At 67.2% G+C, this 19,119-nt stretch carries 18 protein-coding genes; 9 read left to right on the top strand and 9 right to left on the bottom strand.

What is annotated here, in order from left to right:
• Positions 1 to 45 precede the first annotated feature (45 nt).
• The 4 genes from DEU37_RS07715 (at position 46) to trxA (ending at position 5,327) form a co-directional block, all read left to right on the top strand.
• Entirely contained in the window at positions 46 to 2,238 is a 2,193-nt protein-coding gene (locus DEU37_RS07715) for a DUF6049 family protein (RefSeq protein WP_121189983.1), read from the top strand.
• The gene (gene murJ / locus DEU37_RS07710) at positions 2,231 to 3,841 is read left to right on the top strand and encodes a murein biosynthesis integral membrane protein MurJ (protein ID WP_121189982.1); all 1,611 of its coding nucleotides are present in this window, start codon (positions 2,231 to 2,233) and stop codon (positions 3,839 to 3,841) included. Before DEU37_RS07715 ends, murJ begins: the two co-directional genes overlap by 8 nt.
• An 83-nt stretch (positions 3,842 to 3,924) precedes the next feature.
• Entirely contained in the window at positions 3,925 to 4,905 is a 981-nt protein-coding gene (gene trxB, locus DEU37_RS07705) for a thioredoxin-disulfide reductase (protein ID WP_121189981.1), read from the top strand.
• Between the two features lie 98 nt (positions 4,906 to 5,003).
• On the top strand, positions 5,004 to 5,327 hold the full coding sequence (trxA, locus tag DEU37_RS07700; protein ID WP_005054661.1) for a thioredoxin: 324 nt from the start codon (positions 5,004 to 5,006) through the stop codon (positions 5,325 to 5,327).
• 58 nt (positions 5,328 to 5,385) lie between these two features.
• Here the strand turns inward: trxA and DEU37_RS07695 are convergent, their stop codons facing one another.
• The 9 genes from DEU37_RS07695 to rpmH all read right to left on the bottom strand — a co-directional run bounded on the left by DEU37_RS07695 (position 5,386) and on the right by rpmH (position 11,826).
• Positions 5,386 to 5,727, bottom strand: coding sequence for a hypothetical protein (locus tag DEU37_RS07695; RefSeq protein ID WP_005054663.1), 342 nt, complete (start codon positions 5,725 to 5,727; stop codon positions 5,386 to 5,388).
• A gap of 9 nt (positions 5,728 to 5,736) precedes the next feature.
• Positions 5,737 to 6,768, bottom strand: a complete 1,032-nt coding sequence (locus DEU37_RS07690; protein ID WP_121189980.1) for a ParB/RepB/Spo0J family partition protein — start codon at positions 6,766 to 6,768, stop codon at positions 5,737 to 5,739.
• Positions 6,768 to 7,703, bottom strand: a complete 936-nt coding sequence (locus DEU37_RS07685; RefSeq protein ID WP_016463839.1) for a ParA family protein — start codon at positions 7,701 to 7,703, stop codon at positions 6,768 to 6,770. The genes DEU37_RS07690 and DEU37_RS07685 overlap by 1 nt, the downstream gene beginning before the upstream one ends.
• Positions 7,704 to 8,631: 928 nt before the next feature.
• Entirely contained in the window at positions 8,632 to 9,285 is a 654-nt protein-coding gene (gene rsmG, locus DEU37_RS07680; RefSeq protein ID WP_121189979.1) for a 16S rRNA (guanine(527)-N(7))-methyltransferase RsmG, read from the bottom strand.
• A 5-nt stretch (positions 9,286 to 9,290) separates the two neighbouring features.
• A complete protein-coding gene (locus tag DEU37_RS07675) occupies positions 9,291 to 9,797 on the bottom strand; it encodes a R3H domain-containing nucleic acid-binding protein (RefSeq protein WP_121189978.1) in 507 nt (168 codons plus the stop codon).
• A gap of 28 nt (positions 9,798 to 9,825) precedes the next feature.
• A complete protein-coding gene (yidC, locus tag DEU37_RS07670; RefSeq protein ID WP_121189977.1) occupies positions 9,826 to 10,953 on the bottom strand; it encodes a membrane protein insertase YidC in 1,128 nt (375 codons plus the stop codon).
• 3 nt (positions 10,954 to 10,956) lie between these two features.
• Positions 10,957 to 11,343 (bottom strand): membrane protein insertion efficiency factor YidD, encoded by a 387-nt coding sequence (gene yidD / locus DEU37_RS07665; protein WP_259457194.1) that lies wholly within the window; start codon positions 11,341 to 11,343, stop codon positions 10,957 to 10,959.
• Positions 11,340 to 11,678 (bottom strand): ribonuclease P protein component, encoded by a 339-nt coding sequence (rnpA, locus tag DEU37_RS07660; RefSeq protein ID WP_121189975.1) that lies wholly within the window; start codon positions 11,676 to 11,678, stop codon positions 11,340 to 11,342. The genes yidD and rnpA overlap by 4 nt, the downstream gene beginning before the upstream one ends.
• Before the next feature lie 10 nt (positions 11,679 to 11,688).
• The gene (gene rpmH, locus DEU37_RS07655; protein WP_005054680.1) at positions 11,689 to 11,826 is read right to left on the bottom strand and encodes a 50S ribosomal protein L34; all 138 of its coding nucleotides are present in this window, start codon (positions 11,824 to 11,826) and stop codon (positions 11,689 to 11,691) included.
• Between the two features lie 327 nt (positions 11,827 to 12,153).
• Here rpmH and dnaA point away from each other — a divergent pair, with 327 nt between their 5' ends.
• The 5 genes from dnaA to gyrB all read left to right on the top strand — a co-directional run bounded on the left by dnaA (position 12,154) and on the right by gyrB (position 19,092).
• The gene (dnaA, locus tag DEU37_RS07650; protein WP_036288864.1) at positions 12,154 to 13,572 is read left to right on the top strand and encodes a chromosomal replication initiator protein DnaA; all 1,419 of its coding nucleotides are present in this window, start codon (positions 12,154 to 12,156) and stop codon (positions 13,570 to 13,572) included.
• A 466-nt stretch (positions 13,573 to 14,038) separates the two neighbouring features.
• Positions 14,039 to 15,181 (top strand): DNA polymerase III subunit beta, encoded by a 1,143-nt coding sequence (gene dnaN / locus DEU37_RS07645; protein WP_005054684.1) that lies wholly within the window; start codon positions 14,039 to 14,041, stop codon positions 15,179 to 15,181.
• A gap of 61 nt (positions 15,182 to 15,242) precedes the next feature.
• Positions 15,243 to 16,451 carry a DNA replication/repair protein RecF gene (recF, locus tag DEU37_RS07640; protein ID WP_121189974.1) on the top strand — a complete coding sequence of 403 codons (1,209 nt, stop codon included), beginning with the start codon at positions 15,243 to 15,245 and terminating at the stop codon, positions 16,449 to 16,451.
• On the top strand, positions 16,444 to 16,929 hold the full coding sequence (locus DEU37_RS07635; protein ID WP_121189973.1) for a DUF721 domain-containing protein: 486 nt from the start codon (positions 16,444 to 16,446) through the stop codon (positions 16,927 to 16,929). The genes recF and DEU37_RS07635 overlap by 8 nt, the downstream gene beginning before the upstream one ends.
• Before the next feature lie 123 nt (positions 16,930 to 17,052).
• The gene (gene gyrB, locus DEU37_RS07630) at positions 17,053 to 19,092 is read left to right on the top strand and encodes a DNA topoisomerase (ATP-hydrolyzing) subunit B (RefSeq protein ID WP_121189972.1); all 2,040 of its coding nucleotides are present in this window, start codon (positions 17,053 to 17,055) and stop codon (positions 19,090 to 19,092) included.
• The last annotated feature ends 27 nt before the right edge of the window (positions 19,093 to 19,119 follow it).

Here is a 19,119-nt window from a genome sequence, read left to right as displayed (position 1 = left end):
CAGCTGATCGTGCGGTCAGGCATCGCACAGGAGCCGATTCCCGCCATGACTGTGTCTTTCCCCGCCGCCGCCCGCCGATCTCCCGACGGCGTGCGCGACCGCCGCCGCGCGCTCTCCGGTACGGCGCTGCGAAGCCTGCGGGCCGCCGCCGCGATCGCGGCCTCGGTCGGGATCGCGCTCGCGATCGTCGCCGCACCGGCTCCGGCCCCCGCGGATGCCGCGACCGGCGCCCCGGATGCCGGGAGCCTCTCGGTCGCGGTGGCTCCGGCCGGCAACGGCGTGGTCACCACGACGGTCGTCTCCGTCGCGGTCGCCGTCTCCAACACCGGCGACGCCGCCGCGGCGAGCGGAACGGTGAGCATCGCGCTGAGCCGGTCGCCGCTGACCACGAGCGCTGAGCTGACGGCCTGGCTCGACGCGCGGACTCCGGCCGACACCGCCGTGGCCTCGGTGCCGGTGACCGCGGTCGCCGCGCGCGGGACGGCGACGGCGACGGCGGCGGTCGACCTCGGGGCCCTGGGCGCGCTCGCACCCGGGGTGTACCCGCTGAGCGCGGCGTACTCCTCCTCGTCGACCGGTGCGCAGCCGCTCGTCGCGCACAGCGTGCTGACGGTGCCGGATGCCGCGTCGGCCGGAAGCGGTGTGGGGGTCGTCGTGCCGATCACCGCTCCGCCGACCACCACCGGCCTGCTCACCGCGGACGATCTGAAGGCCCTCACCGCCGACGACGGGGCCCTGCGCACCCAACTGAACGCCGTCACCGGAACGCCGGCCATCCTCGCCGTCGACCCTGCGATCCCCGCGGCCATCCGCGTCCTCGGGTCAGCCGCGCCGGCCTCGGCGCGGCAATGGCTCGCCGATCTGCTGGCTCTGCCCAACTCACGCTTCGCTCTGCAGTTCGGTGACGCCGATCTGGCCACGCAGGTCGCTGCAGGCCTCCCGTCCCCCCTGAGCGTCTCCAGCCTCGACCCCTTCATGTCGGCGCGGAACTTCACGTCCACCGCGGCGGCCGCCGGCGCGGGCGCGAGCCCCACCGCCACCCCCGCACCCGACGGGCGCACGCTGCCCACCCTCGCCCAGCTGCTCGACATCGGCGCGGCGCGCGCCGACGTCTTCTGGCCTGCGACGGGATCCGCCACGGCGGCTGTCGTCTCGGCGCTGAAGAGCGCAGCCCCATCCACCGATGCCGCCGACCCCGCTCCGATCACGCTCGTGGGAACGGATGCTCTCACCGGAGCCGTCGGTGCGCGGGCGGATGCCGCAGGCGCCGGCATCCTCGCCTACGACGACGGCGCCTCGAGTGCCCTGCGTACCGCCTCGCTCGCCTCCGACCCCGTGCACCAGGGGGCGGGTCTCGCGGCGGCCTCGGCCTACGCGAGTCTCGCCACGCGCGGTGCCGCCGCCTCCGCGCCGCTGCTCGTCGTCGTCGACCGTGCGACCGGACGGTCCGCGACGGGCCTGCGGGCGGCGATCACGGCGGCATCCTCACTGGCCGGGCGCACGCCGTGGGATCTGGATGCACTGCTGGCGGCCCCGGCGGCGTCCGTCTCCGTCACCGGCGGCACGGCGGATGATCCGACACGTGTCGACGCGCTCCGCGATCTGCTCGACCAGGAGACCCGCGTCGCCGCGTTCGCCACCGTGCTCGCCGATCCGACGCTTCTCACCGCACCCGATCGGGCGGAGATCCTCCAGTTGATGGGGAACGTGTGGCGGGCGGCTCCCGACCAGTTCGCCACCGCACTGTCCGAACACCGCGATGCCACGACCACGACGCTGGGCTCCGTGGCGATCGTGCCCCCGAGTGACATCACGCTGCTGGCCTCCTCGGCTCCGCTCACCTTCTCGGTGCGCAACGATCTGCCGTGGCCCGTCACCTTGACCCTCTCCGCCACCCCCAACGACCCGCGCCTCATCGTGCAGAAGTCGGCGGATGTGTCGGCCGGCGCGGCCCAGAGCACCCGCGTGCAGGTTCCGGTGCAGGCGCGGGTGGGCAGCGGCGAGTCGACGCTCGACCTGCAGCTGCGCAGTTCGGCCGGCGTAGAGATCGGCCCCCGGGTACGCGTCGCCATCTCGGTGCGCGCCGAGTGGGAGTCGGTCGGCATCGTCGTCATGTCGGTGCTCATCGGCGTGATGCTCGTGCTCGGCATCGTCCGCACGGCGCGCAAGATGCGCCGCCGCCGCATCACCGCCGCCACCGCGGCGCACAACCCCCAGACAGAGGACGTCGATGGCTAATCTCGGTCGCGCGAGCGCCATCATCGGAGCGGGAACGCTGTTCTCGCGCGCCACCGGGCTGGTGCGCTCTCTCGTGCTCGTCGCCGTGATCGGCTCCTACGGCAGCAAGGCCGCCGACGCCTTCAGCATCGCGGCGCAGCTTCCGACGAACGTGTACGAGCTGCTCGCCGCCGGTGTGATCACCGGCATCCTCGTCCCACAGATCGTGAAGGCCGCCGCGCACAGCGACGGCGGCTCGCGATACGTGTCGAAGCTGCTGACCCTCGGCAGTGTCGTTCTCGTCGCCGCGACAGCCCTCATGATGGCGCTGGCCCCCGCGCTGATCTGGCTCTACACGGACGGATGGAACGGCACGCAGAAGGGCCTTGCCACCGCCTTCGCCTACTGGTTGCTTCCGCAGCTGCTGTTCTACGGGCTGTTCGCGCTGCTCGGCGAAGTTCTCAACGCGCGCAAGGTCTTCGGCCCCTACAGCTGGGCTCCCACCGTGAACAACCTGGTGTCGATCGCCGGGTTCGGGGTGTTCCTCCTGGTCTACGGGGGGCCGTTCACCACCGTCACCGACTGGGATGCCGGGATGATCGCGCTCCTCGGCGGCACCGCCACCCTGGGCATCGCGTTGCAGACGTTCGTGCTCCTGCTGTTCTGGAAGCGCACGCGACTGCACATCCGACCCGACTTCGGCTGGCGCGGCATCGGTCTCCGACACGTCGGCACGCTCGCATGGTGGACGTTTCTCGCCGTGGTCGTCGGCCAGCTCGCGGGCATCGTGCAGTCGCGCGTCGTCACGCAGGCCTCCGGCGAGGCGAGCGTCACCGTCATGGTCTACGCGTGGCTGATCTTCATGCTCCCGCACTCGATCGTGGCGATGTCGATCTCGACCACGTACTTCACACGGCTCGCCGAGGAGGTCGCCGCAGGGCGGCTCGATCGCGTCGCTCCCAACCTCGACGAGTCCATCCGCGCGATCGCGCTGTTCGGGTTCGGGTTCACGGCCGCGATCGGCGCGGCATCCGTCCCGCTGTCCCGGGTGTTCACGACCGATTCCGACGGTGCTGTGCCGATGGCGTGGGTGCTCTGCGGCTACCTCATCGCGCTCGTGCCGTTCGGCGTGCTGCTGATCATCCGGCGAGCGTTCTTCGCCTTTCAAGACACCCGCACGCCGTTCGTGTTCTCCTTCGTCCAGGCCGCCCTCGCCGCCCTCGGCGCCGTAGTGGCGGCGGCAGCGGTCGCGTGGGGTCTGCTGCCCCTGGCCTTCCTCGCAGCCGCCGTCGCCTTCTCACAGTCGCTGTCGACGTACGTGCAGCTCCCGGTTGCGCTGCGTCTGCTGCGGCGGCACACGGACACGACCGCACTGCGCACGACCTGGAGGGCACTCGGCCGCTTCGCCATCGCCGCCGTCCCCGCGTTCGCCGCCGGCTGGGCCGTGTTCCTGCTGGTCGGAGGACCGACGGGGTGGACCGTGTCCGACCGCCTGCTCGGTGCGATCGGGGGCGGCCTCGTCGGAGCGGCGTCACTCGTCGTCTATGTCGCCACGCTGGCGCTGCTGCGCACCCCGGAGCTCGCGATCGCCGGCCGTCTCCTGCGGCGCATCACCGGGCGTTGACCGCCGGCGCGGAATGCCGCGCGGTTAGCATGGGTTGCACGCACTGGAGCCCGACAGGGGCTCGTGCGGAAAGGGAAGAGCACGTGCGACAGGTCATCATCATCGGTTCCGGCCCGGCCGGATTCACCGCCGCCATCTACGCGGCGCGGGCGAACCTCTCCCCCCTGCTCGTCGCGAGTTCGGTCGAGGCCGGTGGCGAGCTCATGAACACCACCGAGGTGGAGAACTTCCCCGGGTTCCCCGAGGGCATCATGGGTCCCGACCTCATGGCGAAGATGCAGGAGCAGGCGGAGAAGTTCGGCACCGAGGTCGTCTACGACGATGTCGTGAAGCTCGAGCTCACCGGCGACGTCAAGAAGATCGTGCTCGGCAGCGGCGCCGAGCACGAGGCCGAGAGCGTGATCTTCGCGACCGGGTCCGCCCCCCGCAAGATCGGCATCGAGGGCGAAACGCGCCTGTCCGGTCACGGCGTGTCGTACTGCGCGACGTGCGACGGCTTCTTCTTCCGCGAGCAGGCCATCGCGGTCGTCGGCGGCGGCGACTCGGCCATGGAGGAGGCGACCTTCCTCACCAAGTTCGCGTCGAAGGTGTACGTCATCCACCGCCGCGCCGAGCTGCGCGCCTCCAAGATCATGCAGGAGCGGGCGTTCGCGAACGAGAAGATCGAGTTCGTGTGGAACAGCGAAGTCGTCGACGTTCTCGGTGGCGACGCGGTTTCGGGACTGCTGCTGCGCGACACGGTCGACGGCACGGAACGGGAACTGGCTGTGACCGGGGTTTTCGTCGCGATCGGCAACGACCCGCGTACGCATCTCGTCCACGATTCGCTGCAGCTGACCGAGCACGGCACCATCTGGGTGGACGGCCGCTCCTCGCGCACCTCGGTGCCCGGGGTCTTCGCCGCCGGTGATGTGGTCGACCCGATCTATCGCCAGGCGGTCACGGCTGCCGGCAGTGGTACCGCCGCGGCCCTCGACGTCGAGCACTACCTCGCCGCCCGCGGCGATGCCGGAGCTCCCGAGAAGGATGCCGCCGAGATCGACGGCCTCGAAGACGCCGCCTGACCGACGCCGCACGTGCGAGGTCGGGAACATCCCGGCATCCCCCCGCGTTTCACACACCGGAGCCGAAAGAACCGCGGCTCACAACGAAGGAGACAGACATGACCGCCAAGGCCACGAGCGAGAGCACCTGGCAGCAGGACGTCATCGACGCTGAGGGACCCGTCCTGGTCGACTTCTGGGCCGCCTGGTGCGGTCCGTGTCGCATGGTCGGACCCATCCTCGACGAGATCCAGTCGGAGAACGGCGAGAAGATCACGGTCCTCAAGCTCAACGTCGACGAGAACCCCAACCTCGCCATGGAGTACCAGATCACCTCCATCCCGGCGATGAAGGTGTTCAACAAGGGCCAGGTCGAGAAGACGATCATCGGCGCCAAGCCGAAGTTCGCCCTCGAGCAGGACCTCGCCGCCTACCTCGGCTGAGCACTCCTCAGCCCGCGGCCGCCCCGCGCGGCACGCAAGCCCTGACCCGCACCGGCGTTCAGGATGCTTCGGCTCGCACCGACGCGTCCCAACGCCGGTGCGGTTCGCTTCCCAGCAGGCGCCACACCGCCCGCGTCAGTGGCGGATACTGCAGCGCGATCTGTCGCAGCACGCGGTAGTTGCGCGACGCGGTGGGCTTGTTGCCACCGTCGGAGGCGATGTTCTCCGCTCGCAGCGTGAGCACGACCAGCTCGTCGACCGACGGCAGATCTTCCATGAAGTCCCACGGGTCCTCGCCGTCGCGGATGCGCTCCTCGACGAGCACCGACAGCTCGTCCGCCGCTTCGGCGCGCAACAGCTCCAGGCTGGCGCGACGCGGGAGCGAGGGGTCGTCTTTCACCCCTCCAGCCTACGCGCCGCTTGCGGCGCCGTACCCGTCCTCGCCGAGTTCACCGAGGATGCGGTTGAGATCCTGCACGGTGGCGAAATCAATTTTGATCTGGCCTTTTCTTGCCGTCAACGTGATCTTCACCTTCGTGTTGAGACGGTCACCGAGGCGCTCGGCGACGTCGTCGAGGTGCGCACGTCGCGCCCCCGCCTTGGGCGCGATCCGACGTGAGCCCGCGTCCGCGATGCCCTTCGCGACGGCTTCCGCGGCACGCACGGAGAGATCCTCGTTGATGATCTTGTCGGACAGTCGCTGCATCGCGTCGGCGTCATCCAGCGAGAGGATCGCGCGTGCGTGACCTGCGCTGATGACGCCCGCCGCGACGCGCTGCTGCACCGGCATGGGCAACTTCAAGAGTCGGATCGTGTTGCTGATCTGCGGCCGCGACCGACCGATGCGCGTCGCCAGCTGCTCCTGCGTGATGCCGAAGTCCTCGAGCAGCTGGAGGTACGCGGACGCTTCTTCGAGTGGATTCAGCTGCGAGCGATGCAGGTTCTCCAGCAGCGCGTCGCGCAGCAGGTCCTCGTCGGCGGTCTCGCGCACGATCGCAGGGATCGACGTCAACCCGGCTTCACGAGAGGCACGCGTGCGACGCTCCCCCATGATGAGCTCGTATTTTCCCTCGTCGTTGAGACGGACGACGACCGGCTGCAGCACTCCGAACTCGCGGACGCTGTGCACCAGCTCCGCAAGATCGTCGGGATCGAAGTTCGTGCGCGGCTGGCGGGGGTTGGGAACGATCTCGTTCGGGTCGATCGTGATCAGTCGGGCCCCCGGCACCGCCACGAGTTCGGCTTCGTCACCCACGGCGGATGCCGCGGCATCCGAGTCTGCGACACCGGAGACCTGTGCATCGCGCGACTCGACCGTTGCGGCCGCAGCCGCGGCAGACGACGCACCGGGGAAGAAGACGTCGACGGGACGCGCCTCTGCACTGTCACCGGTGGGGATGAGTGCGCCGATTCCGCGGCCGAGACCGGTACGTTTCGCCATCAGGAGTTCTCCTCGTTCGCGGGGGCGCGCTGAGCGCGTTGGACCAGTTCTACCGCCGCTTCGCGATACGACACGGCACCGGCCGACTGGCCGTCGTACGCGATGACAGTCTGTCCGAAGCTCGGCGCCTCCGAGACGCGCACCGAGCGGGGAATGACCGTCCGCAGCACCTCCTGCGGAAAGTGCTGGCGCACCTCATCGGCGACCTGCTGAGCAAGGCGCGTGCGGCCGTCGTACATCGTCAGAAGGATCGTCGACAGGTGCAGGCGGGGGTTCAGGTGCTTCTGGATCATGCGGACACTCCCCAGAAGCTGGCTCAGACCCTCGAGCGCGTAGTACTCGCACTGAATGGGGATCAGCAGCTCGCTCGCGGCGGTGAAGGCATTGATGGTGAGCAGTCCCAGCGAGGGAGGGCAGTCGATGAGGACGATGTCGATGCGTTCCGACGTGGTGGCGAGGAAATCGTCGAGCGCCGTGCGCAGGCGGTGCTCGCGCGCCACCTGCGACACGAGTTCGATCTCTGCTCCGGCGAGGTGGATCGTGCTGGGAGCGCACAGCAGATTCGGTGACTCCGGGCTGACCTGGATGATGTCAGCGAGGGGGAACTCGTCGATGAGCACGTCGTAGACGCTGGGGATGTCGGCGGAGTGCGGCACACCCAGCGCCGTGGACGCGTTTCCCTGCGGGTCGAGATCAATCACCAGAACACGCGCTCCGAGCGATGCCAGCGCGGCCGCGAGGTTCACGGTGGTCGTCGTCTTTCCGACGCCGCCCTTCTGATTCGATACCGTGAAGACGCGCGTGGCGCCCGTGAACTCGACGTCGACGGCATCCAATGCCTTCCGGCGCGACGTGAGGTCGGCGAGTTCGCGAGCGATCGGGCTGTCGTCGATGGAGAAGGGTGCGGGTGCGGTCGCGTTCTCCGATTCCGGCACCATCAACTCCTGTCTTTTCGGGACTCCTCTACTGTAGTCGAGGCGTCCGACGCGGCGGTCCCCGGGGGTCTCATCCGAGCATGTTTCACGTGAAACGAAGGGCTGCCCGTGACGTGGGTGCTGTTCGACGCACAGCGGGCGCTCAACTGACACCACGCCGTCTCATTGTGTTTCACGTGAAACGGTGGCGTCTACTCACGGCCCACCGGAACTCGGGCATGCGCGCGTTTCGGTGAACGCGCGCCCGCGGCTTCTCAGACGAGACGCGAGCGCGACCCGTTCGACGCGGACAGTCTGCACGTCCACGTGCGCGGCGATCATCACGCGACCACACTGATGTTTCACGTGAAACCGACGCGCCCGACCTGCTCGCACTCCGCAACGTCGACGTCCATCGAGATGCCGAGCTCAGTGACCCGCAGGGGGATGCCGCGCAGGGAGATGCCGCGCTCCGTACCCCTGGGGCCGGCGTCGGGCCTTGGCGCCGGGGCAGGAATCTCTGGCCGCAGCTCTCACCCGGTGAGCGCGTCATGAGCCGTGGGACGCAAGAGTTCGTCGAACCCGAGCAGGCCCCCGACGAAGCCGCCCGGGTATCGCCCACATGATGACGCCGACGGTGACCATCGCCACCACCCAACGGTGATCGGCATGGCGATCACCGTCCCGATTGCGCCTCACCCGGGGATCCCTCACGTACACCCCGGCGTGGGAGCCTCATCGTGCGCGCGAACCCGTGTGCACGCGAAACCGGCGTGTGCAGGATGTATCGCATCGGCGACGCGAGCACCCGTCGTCGTTCAGGCGACGCCGTCCGAAGAAGACCAGCTCAGTGCGTCGATGTTTCACGTGAAACGATCACCACGCCGTCACGGGCAGATCCCGCGCGGGCGTTTCACGTGAAACATCAGCGGCGAACAGTGCGCGATGCTCACGCAGCCCGTGTCGCGCGAAGGACGCGGGTGGGCTCAGCGATGATCCCCTCACCGACCGTCTCAACGCGCACATCGGTTAGCTTGTAGCGACGAATCACCTTCTCCGCGGCCGCGATCTCATTCTCCGCATTGGCGCCCTTGAGCAGTACGAGTTCGCCCCCCGAGCGCAACAGGGGAACGGTCAGCGGGATCAGTGTGCGCAGCGCGCTCACCGCACGCGCCGTCACGGCGTCGAGAACGGGGCCACCGCTCCACTCCTCGCCACGCGCGCGCACCACCTCGACATTGTCCAGACGGAGCTGCGCGGTCTGTTCCTCGAGCCACGCCACCCGTCGCTCCATAGGCTCAACGAGCACCCACTGCACATCCGGGCGCGCAATAGCGAGCACCAGACCCGGAAGGCCGGCCCCCGACCCCACATCCGCCACGCGTCCACCGGTCGGGAAGAGCGGCGCTGCAATCGCGGAATTGAGGATGTGGCGGTTCCACAGCCGAGGAGGTTCGAGCGGACCGATCAGCCCGCGCTCTTCGCCGTGTGCCGCAAGGGCGGCCGCGAACTGACGGGCGAGGGGGAGTCGGTCGCCGAACACGACGAGAGCAGACGCTGGTTCGGTCTCGACCCCGGTTGTTTCACGTGAAACGTCGTCCATGGGTGTCAGGCGCGACGGATCACGGTATGACGGTCAGCCCCGTCGCCGTACGACTCGGACACCAAGCCCCGGTCAGCGACGATGTCATGCACGAGCTTTCGTTCGTAGCTCGTCATCGCCGGAAGCGATGCCTGGGACGCACCCTCGTCCAGTCGCGCGATGGCACGATCGACGAGCTTTTCCAGTTGCCGCTGGCGTGCGTCACGAGAACCACCGACGTCGAGAATCAGCCGCGAGAAGCGACCGGTCTTCGTCTGCACAGCAATGCGCACGAGCTCCTGCAGCGCCTGCACCGTGTCAGGCTCGGAGAGCAACCGAAGTGCGTCGGCATCATCGTTCTCCACCGACACATACGCACGGCCGGCACGCACATCGAGCGCCAGGTCACCATCGATGTCAGCGATGTCGAGAAGTGCCTCCAGGTAGTCGGCCGCGATGTCGCCTTCCTGCTCGAGTTGCTCGGTGGTCGCGACGGGACGCTCGGCGGCGTCACTCTCGGAAGTAGTGCTCATCAGGGTCCTCGGAGGATTGACGATTCGATCAAGAATCGGTGGTGGGCTTGTTCTTCGGCTGCTGCGACTGCTTCTTCGCTCGCTGCTTGCTCACCGGCTGCTGCCGCTTGGGAGCTTCAGCCTTCGCCTTCTGCGCCTCTTCGTAGAGGCGCTGCTGTTCGGCCTGGTACTTCTCCAGCGGCACGATCTTTCCCTGTGCGTCGATGGCCTTGCCCTTGCGCGCAAGGCGCTCTTCGCGAGCCTTGGCCGCCTCGGAGCCGGGCGTCGGGAGGTTTCGAATCACGAGGAACTGCTGCACCATGGTCCAGATGTTCGAGGTGAACCAGTACAGCACCACGCCCAGGGGGAAGAAGATACCCGAGAAGATGAAGGCGAGCGGCAGGATGTAGAGCATGATGCGCTGCATCTGGTAGGCCTGGCCGGTCTTGGCCTCGGGGGAGAGGTTCTTCGAGATGATCTGCAGCTGGGTGATGAACTGCGACGCGATCATCAGCACCACGAGGACGATCAGGATCGCGACCGTTGCTTCCCAGCCGGAAGGCTTCTGATTGATGGCCTCGACCAGGCTGGTGTGCAGCGGCGCGACACCGAAGAGCTTCGCCTCGTAGAACTGCCACGTGAGGTCCTTGCTCAGAAGCCCCACGCCTCCCACGCCCCATTCGGCGTGCTTCTTCACATCGCTGAGCGTGTAGAACATGCCGAGCAGAATGGGCATCTGCACCAGCAACGGCAGACAGCTCGACACGGGCGTCGTGCCGTGCTTCTTGTACAACGCCATCGTCTCGCGACTCATCGCCTCACGGGAGAGCTGATCCTTCTTGCCGCGGTACTTCTCCTGAACTTTTCGCAGTTCAGGAGCGATTTCCATCATCTTGCGCTGACTCTTGATCTGACGCACGAAGAGAGGAATGAGGGCGCTGCGAACAACGATCACGAGCCCCATGATCGACAGCACCCAGGTGAGTCCCGCGTCGGCCTCGAGACCGATGGACGTGAAGATCCAGTGCCAGAACACCAGGATCGCTTCGACGATCCACTTGAACGGCCACATGATGGTGCTGAAGAAGTCGAGGCTCGACGACGGCGCGGGTGTGGTCGGCGTCGGCACGACGGGGGTCGGCGTCGCCGCAGCGGCGGCGTAGAGAAGATCCAGCACGGATCAGTCCTTTCTCGGCGACGCGTCGGATGACGCCTCGCCTGTGGGTGGCACGACGAAGCCGAAGCGGGTCAGCTCGTGTCGGAAGTTCGCGTGCAGGGGCACATCATCGATTCCACCATGAGCCCACGGGTGACAGCGTGCGAGGCGGGCGGCCGTGAGGGCCGAGCCCTTGACGAGACCATGCTGCTGCACCGCTCCGACCGCATAGGCAGAGCAGGAAGGGTAGTACTTGCAGACGTCGCCGTACAGGTGGGAGATCGTCGCGCGATAGCCGTGCAGAAGAACGAGGCCTGCATTGCGCGGCAACAGGGGGACGGACGCCAGTACACCAGATGCCGTGAGGTGTCCGGTGCCGAGGGAGTACGAGGGCAGGGTCGTCGTACTCACGCGGCGGCCCGTCGTGCCAGGCATCGGGTGACCTCGTCGCGCAGCTGCGCGAAATCGGCGGTCGCGGAACTCGGAAGCGCGCGGATGACGACGTCCGCACCGGGGCGGACATCGTCCATCGCCTGTGCACACACGGCCTTCAGGCGTCGACGAACGGTGTTGCGGACGACAGCGCCGCCCACCTGCTTGCTCACGATGAAGCCGAAGCGCGGCGGGCGGTCCTCCGTCGACGTCGTCACATACGTCACGGTGTGCGGCGCGGCACAGCGGACACCCCTGCGGACGACGGTCTTGTACTCCGCCCCGCGGGTGATGCGGTTCCCGCGCGCCAGCACTTTTGTCGGATCAGGCGGACAGCTCGGTGCGACCCTTGGCGCGGCGCGCCGACAGGATCGAACGACCGGCACGCGTGCGCATGCGGGCGCGGAAGCCGTGCTTCTTGGCGCGGCGGCGGTTGTTGGGCTGGAACGTGCGCTTGCTCATGAGGATCACTCCGGATCGGCGGTCACCCGAACGCTCTAGACCGGGGACACGGGGTACAGGGACTGTCCAAGAGCGTCCGAGGGCGCCCCAGGGCATAAGTCAACCGACTAAGGCTACGTCGAGAACCACAAGAACTCAAACCGAGCGACCCGGACGGATCATTATCCACCGACTGTGGATAGCGTGTGGTGAAGACACGCGGGCCGGATCTACAGTGGATTTTGCTCTTCGCGGGGTCGCTGACTACCGTGACTGCGATAGTTATCCACAGGTTCGATCATCGTCGATGTCGCCCTGTCCCGCACCGATCGCACCCCCGGAGGGGACATGTCACAGCACGAGATTCCAGATGTCCCTGTCTGGGCCGCCGTGCTGGAAGAGCTCTCCGGAGACGAGCGCGTCACTCCACAGCTGCAGGGGTTCATCAATCTCGCCGTCGCCCAGGGCGTCATGAGCGGCACCCTCTATCTGGACGTTCCCAACGACCTCACCGCGGCTCAGCTCAACAAGCGTCTGCGGGCTCCCATCATGGAGGCTCTGGCTCGCGTGGACGCGGAGCCGGCGGCATCCTCGTTCCGCGTGGTGGTCAACCCCGAGCTCGCCGATGCGCACCTCACGGTGCCGGTGCCTGTTCAATCCGCCTCCGCGCCGGTGCCCATCGCCCGACCCGCTGCCGAAGACTACGCCGAGACGGCGGCCTCGCCCTCGCGCAATGACACGCGCCTGAATCCGAAGTACAGCTTCGACAACTTCGTCATCGGTCAGTCCAACCGCTTCGCGCACGCGGCGGCCGTCGCCGTCGCGGAGGCGCCGGCGAAGGCGTACAACCCGCTCTTCATCTACGGCGACTCCGGGCTGGGAAAGACCCACCTTCTGCACGCGATCGGCGACTACGCCCTCAGCCTCTACACCGGCATCCGTGTGCGATACGTCTCCAGCGAAGAGTTCACCAACGACTTCATCAACTCGATCGCCAACAACCGCGGCTCCGCTTTCCAGGCGCGCTACCGCGATGTCGACATCCTCCTGATCGACGACATCCAGTTCCTCCAGGGAAAGGCCGAGACGCAGGAGGCCTTCTTCCACACCTTCAACACGCTCCACGACCACGACAAGCAGGTCGTCATCACGAGCGATGTGCCGCCGCGCCACCTCACCGGCTTCGAAGACCGCATGCGCAGCCGCTTCGAGTGGGGCCTCATCACCGATGTGCAGGCGCCCGACCTCGAAACCCGCATCGCCATCCTGCGCAAGAAGGCCCAGTCCGAACGCCTTCTGGTGCCCGACGAGGTCCTCGAATACATCGCCACGAAGGTCTCGAGCAACATCCGTGAGCTGGAAGGCGCGCTGATCCGGGTGTCTGCGTTCGCGAGCCTGAACCGCTCGACGCTCGACATCTCGCTCGCCCAGACCGTCTTGCGCGACATCGTCGACACCGACGACGCCAACGTCATCTCGCCGACCGACATCATCACGGCGACAGCGCAGTACTTCCGGCTGTCGGTGGACGATCTCTACGGTTCCAGTCGATCGCAGTCGATCGCGACGGCTCGGCAGATCGCCATGTATCTGTGCCGCGAACGCACGAGCCTCTCCCTCCCCAAGATCGGCCAGCTCTTCGGCAATCGCGATCACACCACCGTGATGTACGCGTACAAGAAGATCAGCGAGTTGATGAAGGAGCGACGCTCCATCTACAACCAGGTGTCAGAGATCACGACGCAGCTCGGCCGCGTCGGCCGCTGAGCGCTCGCTGCGCTGTCCTCCGAGAAGACCCCCGGTGTCGTTACCGGGGGTCTTCTCGCGCAGATCGTCCTTGACAGGCTCACACAGGCGGCGCCAATATATGCGTTCTGCACAATGTGGACAGGCTGTGGATAACTCGGCATCCCGGTGGACTCTTGTGAGTCGATGACGCTGTGCTGTGGATGACGTGAGGGCGACAACGGCGACGGAGCTCATGTCGCTCACCGACTCTCCGCAGGGCGCCCACAAGTTACACGCGTGTGGTTTCCCTGTCGCGACTGGGATCGGTCGAGTTATCCACAGTTTCCACAGCCGTTAACACCATGACAAAGAACTTCATCTAGGAATCCGATTCGATCACCTCGTCGGTGCCGACCGTGCGGACTCGGCACGAGGATGCCGGGTCAATCCGGTCGGATCGTGGCACTAGCATGGGAGAGCCCTACTCGACGTCAAGGGAGCGCCAGTGAAGTTCCACGTGAATCGCGATGTGTTCAGCGAGGCCGTGTCGTTCGTTGTCAAGCTCCTGCCGCAGCGCAACCCGCAGCCGATCCTGGCCGGTGTGCTGATCGAAGCCTCCGAAGATGGCCTGTCGCTCGCGGCTTTCGACTACGAAGCGTCGGCGCGTACGACCATCGAGGCGACGGTCGATGAGCCCGGCACGATCCTCGTGCATGGCCGACTGCTGTCGGAGATCGCCAGCCGTCTGCCCAACGCGCCGATCCAGATCGAGGTCGGCGAGGACGACGGCATCGTGCTCACGTGCGGATCCGCACGATTCACGCTCGCGTCGATGCCCGTGCAGGAATACCCGGCGATTCCCGAGGTCTCCGGTGAGTCGGGACTCGTCCCCGCGGAGGACTTCGCCACCGCGATCGCCCAGGTGGCCTTCGCCGCGTCCCGTGACGACGTCACCCCGGTTCTCACCGGTGTCCAGCTCGAGGTGGCCGGCAACGAGCTCAGCCTCGTCGCGACCGACCGCTATCGCGTCGCACTGCGCGACGTGAAGTTCGACGGCGGCGGTGTCGCGAGCGAGGAGTCGACGACAGCACTGGTTCCCGCGCGCACTCTCACCGAAGTCGGAAAGACCTTCGCGCACTCCGGCGACATTCAGATCGCCTTCTCGGGATCCGGAGATCGCGAGATCATCGCTTTCACCGCGGGCAACAAGACCGTGACCTCGCTGCTGATCAAGGGCAACTTCCCGCCGGTGCGCCGCCTGTTCCCCGAGCAGACCGACCACTACGCGGTCGTCAACACCGCTGAGCTGGCCGAAGCCGTGCGTCGCGTCGCCCTCGTCCTGGATCGTTCGGCCCCGCTGCGTTTCACGTTCACCGAGGACGGCGTCTCGATGGACGCGTCGGGCACCGAGCAGGCGCGCGCGACCGAGTCGGTCGATGCGACCCTCACCGGTGAGGACGTGACGCTGGGACTGAACCCGCAGTACCTCCTGGAAGCCCTCGGCGCGGTCAAGAGCGAGTTCGCGCGCATCACCTTCACCTCCAGCGACAACGCCAACAAGCTCAGCCCGGTGCTGATCACCCCGCAGACGTCGGGCACGCCGGAGAGCTTCAAGTACCTGCTGCAGCCGAACCTGCTGCTGCGCTGATCGGCTTCCGCCGGCTCGAGCGCGGCCCCGAAGCGTCGGCACCGCCGAATAGGCTGGGTCGGTGATCGTGGAGCAGCTCAGCCTCGTCGACTTCCGCAACTATGCGGCCGCCGACGTCTCGCTGGATGCCGGCGCCAATGTCTTCGTCGGTCGCAACGGTCAGGGCAAGACGAACCTCGCCGAAGCGATCGGGTTCTTCGCCACACTGGGATCGCATCGGGTGTCGCAGGATGCTCCCATGGTGCGCGACGGAGCGGACGCGGCGATCGTGCGCATGCGGCTCGCGTATGGCGAGCGGCGGGTGATGCTCGAGGCGCAGGTGAACAGAACGGGCAGCAACAAGGCGCGCGTCAACGGCTCGCCGGTGAAGACGTCGGAGCTTCCGCGATACGCCCAGGTCGTGCTGTTCGCGCCCGAGGATCTTCAGATCGTCCGATCTGACCCGTCTGCGCGGCGTCGTTTCGCCGATCAGCTGCTCATCCAGCGCGCACCGCGCATGGCGGGAGTGCTGTCGGACTACGATCGGGTGCTCAAGCAGCGGACGGCGCTGCTGAAGTCCGCGCGTGCGCGCGGCATCCGCGGGGAGGGCCTGTCCACCCTGGAGGTCTGGGACGACAAGCTCGTCCAGCTCGGCACCGACGTGATCCGCGCGCGACTCGCCCTCATCGACGACCTGGCCGGCCCCGTCTCGCGGGCGTACACGGCGATCGCCGGCGCCGACCATCGCCCGGAGATGGAATGGATGCTCTCGATCGGCGGAACAGACCCCGACGACGACGGTGTGGAGGCGGTCGACGGTGCGCCATCGTCCCTTCGCGGACTCGGCGCGGAGGACATCCAGCGCATCTTCCGCGAGCAGCTCGTCGTGATGCGGGCATCCGAGCTGGAACGAGGGCTGACGCTGGTGGGCCCGCATCGCGATGACCTGCTGCTGCGCGTGCGCGGCCTGCCCGTCAAGGGCTACGCGTCGCACGGCGAATCGTGGTCGGTCGCGCTCGCACTGCGACTCGCCTCGGCCGAACTGCTCCGCGCGCAGTCCCAGCTGGGCGATCCGGTGCTGATCCTCGACGACGTTTTCGCCGAACTCGACGCCGACCGCCGTTCGCGCTTGGCAGGCCTCGTCGAAGGCTACGAGCAGGTGGTCGTCACGGCCGCCGTCGAGGAGGATGTGCCCGCCGCGCTGCGCGCGCGGACGGTGCGCGTCGTCGCCGGCACGATCGTGGCCGCCGACGCCGACGGCGACGATGATGCGGAGGTCGACGATGAGTGACGACGTTCCGGAGACGATCGGCACCTACCTGCGCTTGCGTGGCCTGGAGCCGTCCCCCCGTACCGCGCGCCGCCGCAAGAAGCGCGCGCTCGGTGACGACGACAAGCAACCCTTCGCTCCCGGCCGCGATCCCAAGGGCGTCGCGGACGTGCTGTCCGATCTCACCCGTCAGTCCGGATGGGACGCGCAGCTGGCGCGGGAGGATCTCGTCCTCCAGTGGACGGATGTCGCCGGCGAGGAGACCGCCCGCCACGCGCATCCGGTCGCCCTCGCCGATGGGCTTCTGACCGTGCAGTGCGACTCGACGGCCTGGGCGAAGAACCTCCAGTTGATGCGCGCGGAGATCGTGACGCAGCTGATGAGGCGGTTCCCGGATGCCGGGGTGCAGAATGTCCGATTCGTGGGGCCGGACGTCCCCTCATGGAAATGGGGCCCCAGAGCCGTTCCAGGGCGGGGTCCTCGCGATACCTACGGTTGAAGAGGGTCCGAGGGCATCCGGAACGATTTCAGGGCGCCACAGGGGCCTTCTCCGGACTTTCGGCGGCCGTGTGGGGGTAGAATGAGACGTCTCTGATCGACCATCCAGGAGCGCTCGAAACCTATGACGTCCGATACCCCCGACAGCGTTCCTCAGGAACTTCCTCCGAAGCAGTCACAGAAGGTCGAGAACGAGTACGGGGCCGACGCCATCCAGGTGCTCGAAGGCCTCGAGGCGGTGCGCAAGCGCCCCGGCATGTACATCGGTTCCACCGGTGAGCGCGGCCTCCACCACCTCGTCTACGAGATCGTCGACAACTCCGTCGATGAGGCCCTCGCCGGCTATTGCGACACCATCACGGTCACGATCCTCGAAGACGGCGCGATCCGCGTGGTCGACAACGGCCGCGGCATCCCCGTCGACATCCACAAGGCCGAGGGCAAGTCGACCGTCGAGGTCGTGCTGACGGTGCTGCACGCCGGCGGCAAGTTCGGCGGCGGCGGCTACGCGGTCTCGGGCGGTCTGCACGGCGTGGGCTCCTCCGTCGTCAACGCGCTGTCGACGCGGCTGGATGTCGAGGTGCGCCGGCAGGGACACGTGTGGCGTCAGTCGTTCCGCGACGGCGGTGTGCCGCAGGCGCCGCTGAGCCAGGACGAAGCCACGGAGGAGACCGGCACGACCATCACGTTCTGGCCGGACGACGGGATCTTCGAGACGATCGACTTCGATTACGACACCCTGCGCACGCGCTTTCAGCAGACCGCGTTCCTGAACAAGGGGCTGCGCATCACGCTGAGCGATCTGCGACCCTCCTCGGCGTACGTCGTCGACGGCGAAGACGGGCAGGCCGTCGAGAAGCAGCCGTTCGACGACTTCCACTACGAGCGCGGCCTCGTCGACTACGTCGAGTACCTCAACAAGATTCGCAAGGCCGAGGTCGTCAACGACGAGATCATCGAGGTCGAATCCGAAGACACCGAACGGCACATCTCGCTCGAGCTCGCGATGCAGTGGACGACGAGCTACACGGAGAACGTCTTCACCTTCGCGAACACGATCAACACCCATGAGGGCGGTACCCACGAAGAGGGTTTCCGCGCCGCGATGACGACGTACATCAACAAGTACGCGCGGGAGAAGGGCCTGCTCAAGGAGAAGGACGACAACCTCACGGGCGAGGACATCCGTGAAGGGCTCACCGCGGTCATCTCCGTGAAGCTGTCCGAGCCGCAGTTCGAGGGGCAGACCAAGACGAAGCTCGGCAACACCGAGGCGAAGGCGTTCGTGCAGAAGGTCGTCGGCGATCAGCTCACCGACTGGCTCGACCGCAACCCCGCCCAGGCCAAGCGCGTCATCATGAAGGCGATCGATGCCGCGACCGCGCGACTGGCCGCCCGCAAGGCGCGCGAGACCGCGCGACGCAAGAGCGTGTTCGAGTCGGCATCCATGCCCGACAAGCTCAAGGACTGCACGAGCAAGGACCCGTCGATCAGCGAGATCTTCCTCGTCGAGGGCGACTCGGCCGGCGGTTCGGCCGTCCGCGGGCGCGACCCCGAGACGCAGGCGATCCTGTCGCTGCGCGGCAAGGTGCTCAACGTCGAGAAGGCGCGGCTGGACCGCGCGCTCGGCAACAACGAGATCCAGGCGATCATCTCCGCGTTCGGCTGCGGGATCGGCGAGGACTTCGACGTCGCGAAGGCCCGCTATCACAAGATCGTGCTGATGGCCGATGCCGACGTCGACGGGCAGCACATCACGACGCTGCTGCTGACGCTGCTGTTCCGCTACATGCGCGGACTCATCGAGGCCGGCTTCGTCTACCTCGCCATGCCGCCGCTGTACCGCCTGAAGTGGACGAACGCCGAGCACGAGTACGTGTTCAGCGACCGCGAGCGCGACGCCCTCCTGGCCGACGGCTTGGCGAGCGGCAAGCGGATTCCGAAGGAGTCGGGCATCCAGCGCTACAAGGGTCTCGGCGAGATGAACCCGAAGGAGCTGTGGGAGACGACCATGGATCACAGCACCCGCACCCTCCGGCAGGTGACGATCGACGACGCGGCCGCCGCGGACGAGATCTTCTCGGTGCTCATGGGCGAGGACGTCGAGTCGCGGCGCAGCTTCATCCAGCGCAACGCCAAGGACGTCCGCTTCCTCGACATCTGATGCGTTTCGACTCGTCGAGCGAGGAGC

The sequence above is a fragment of the Microbacterium sp. AG790 genome (assembly GCF_003634765.1).
Lineage (GTDB): Bacteria > Actinomycetota > Actinomycetes > Actinomycetales > Microbacteriaceae > Microbacterium.
Note: the sequence above shows the minus strand (reverse complement) of the source record. Positions and strands in the feature narration are given on the sequence as shown.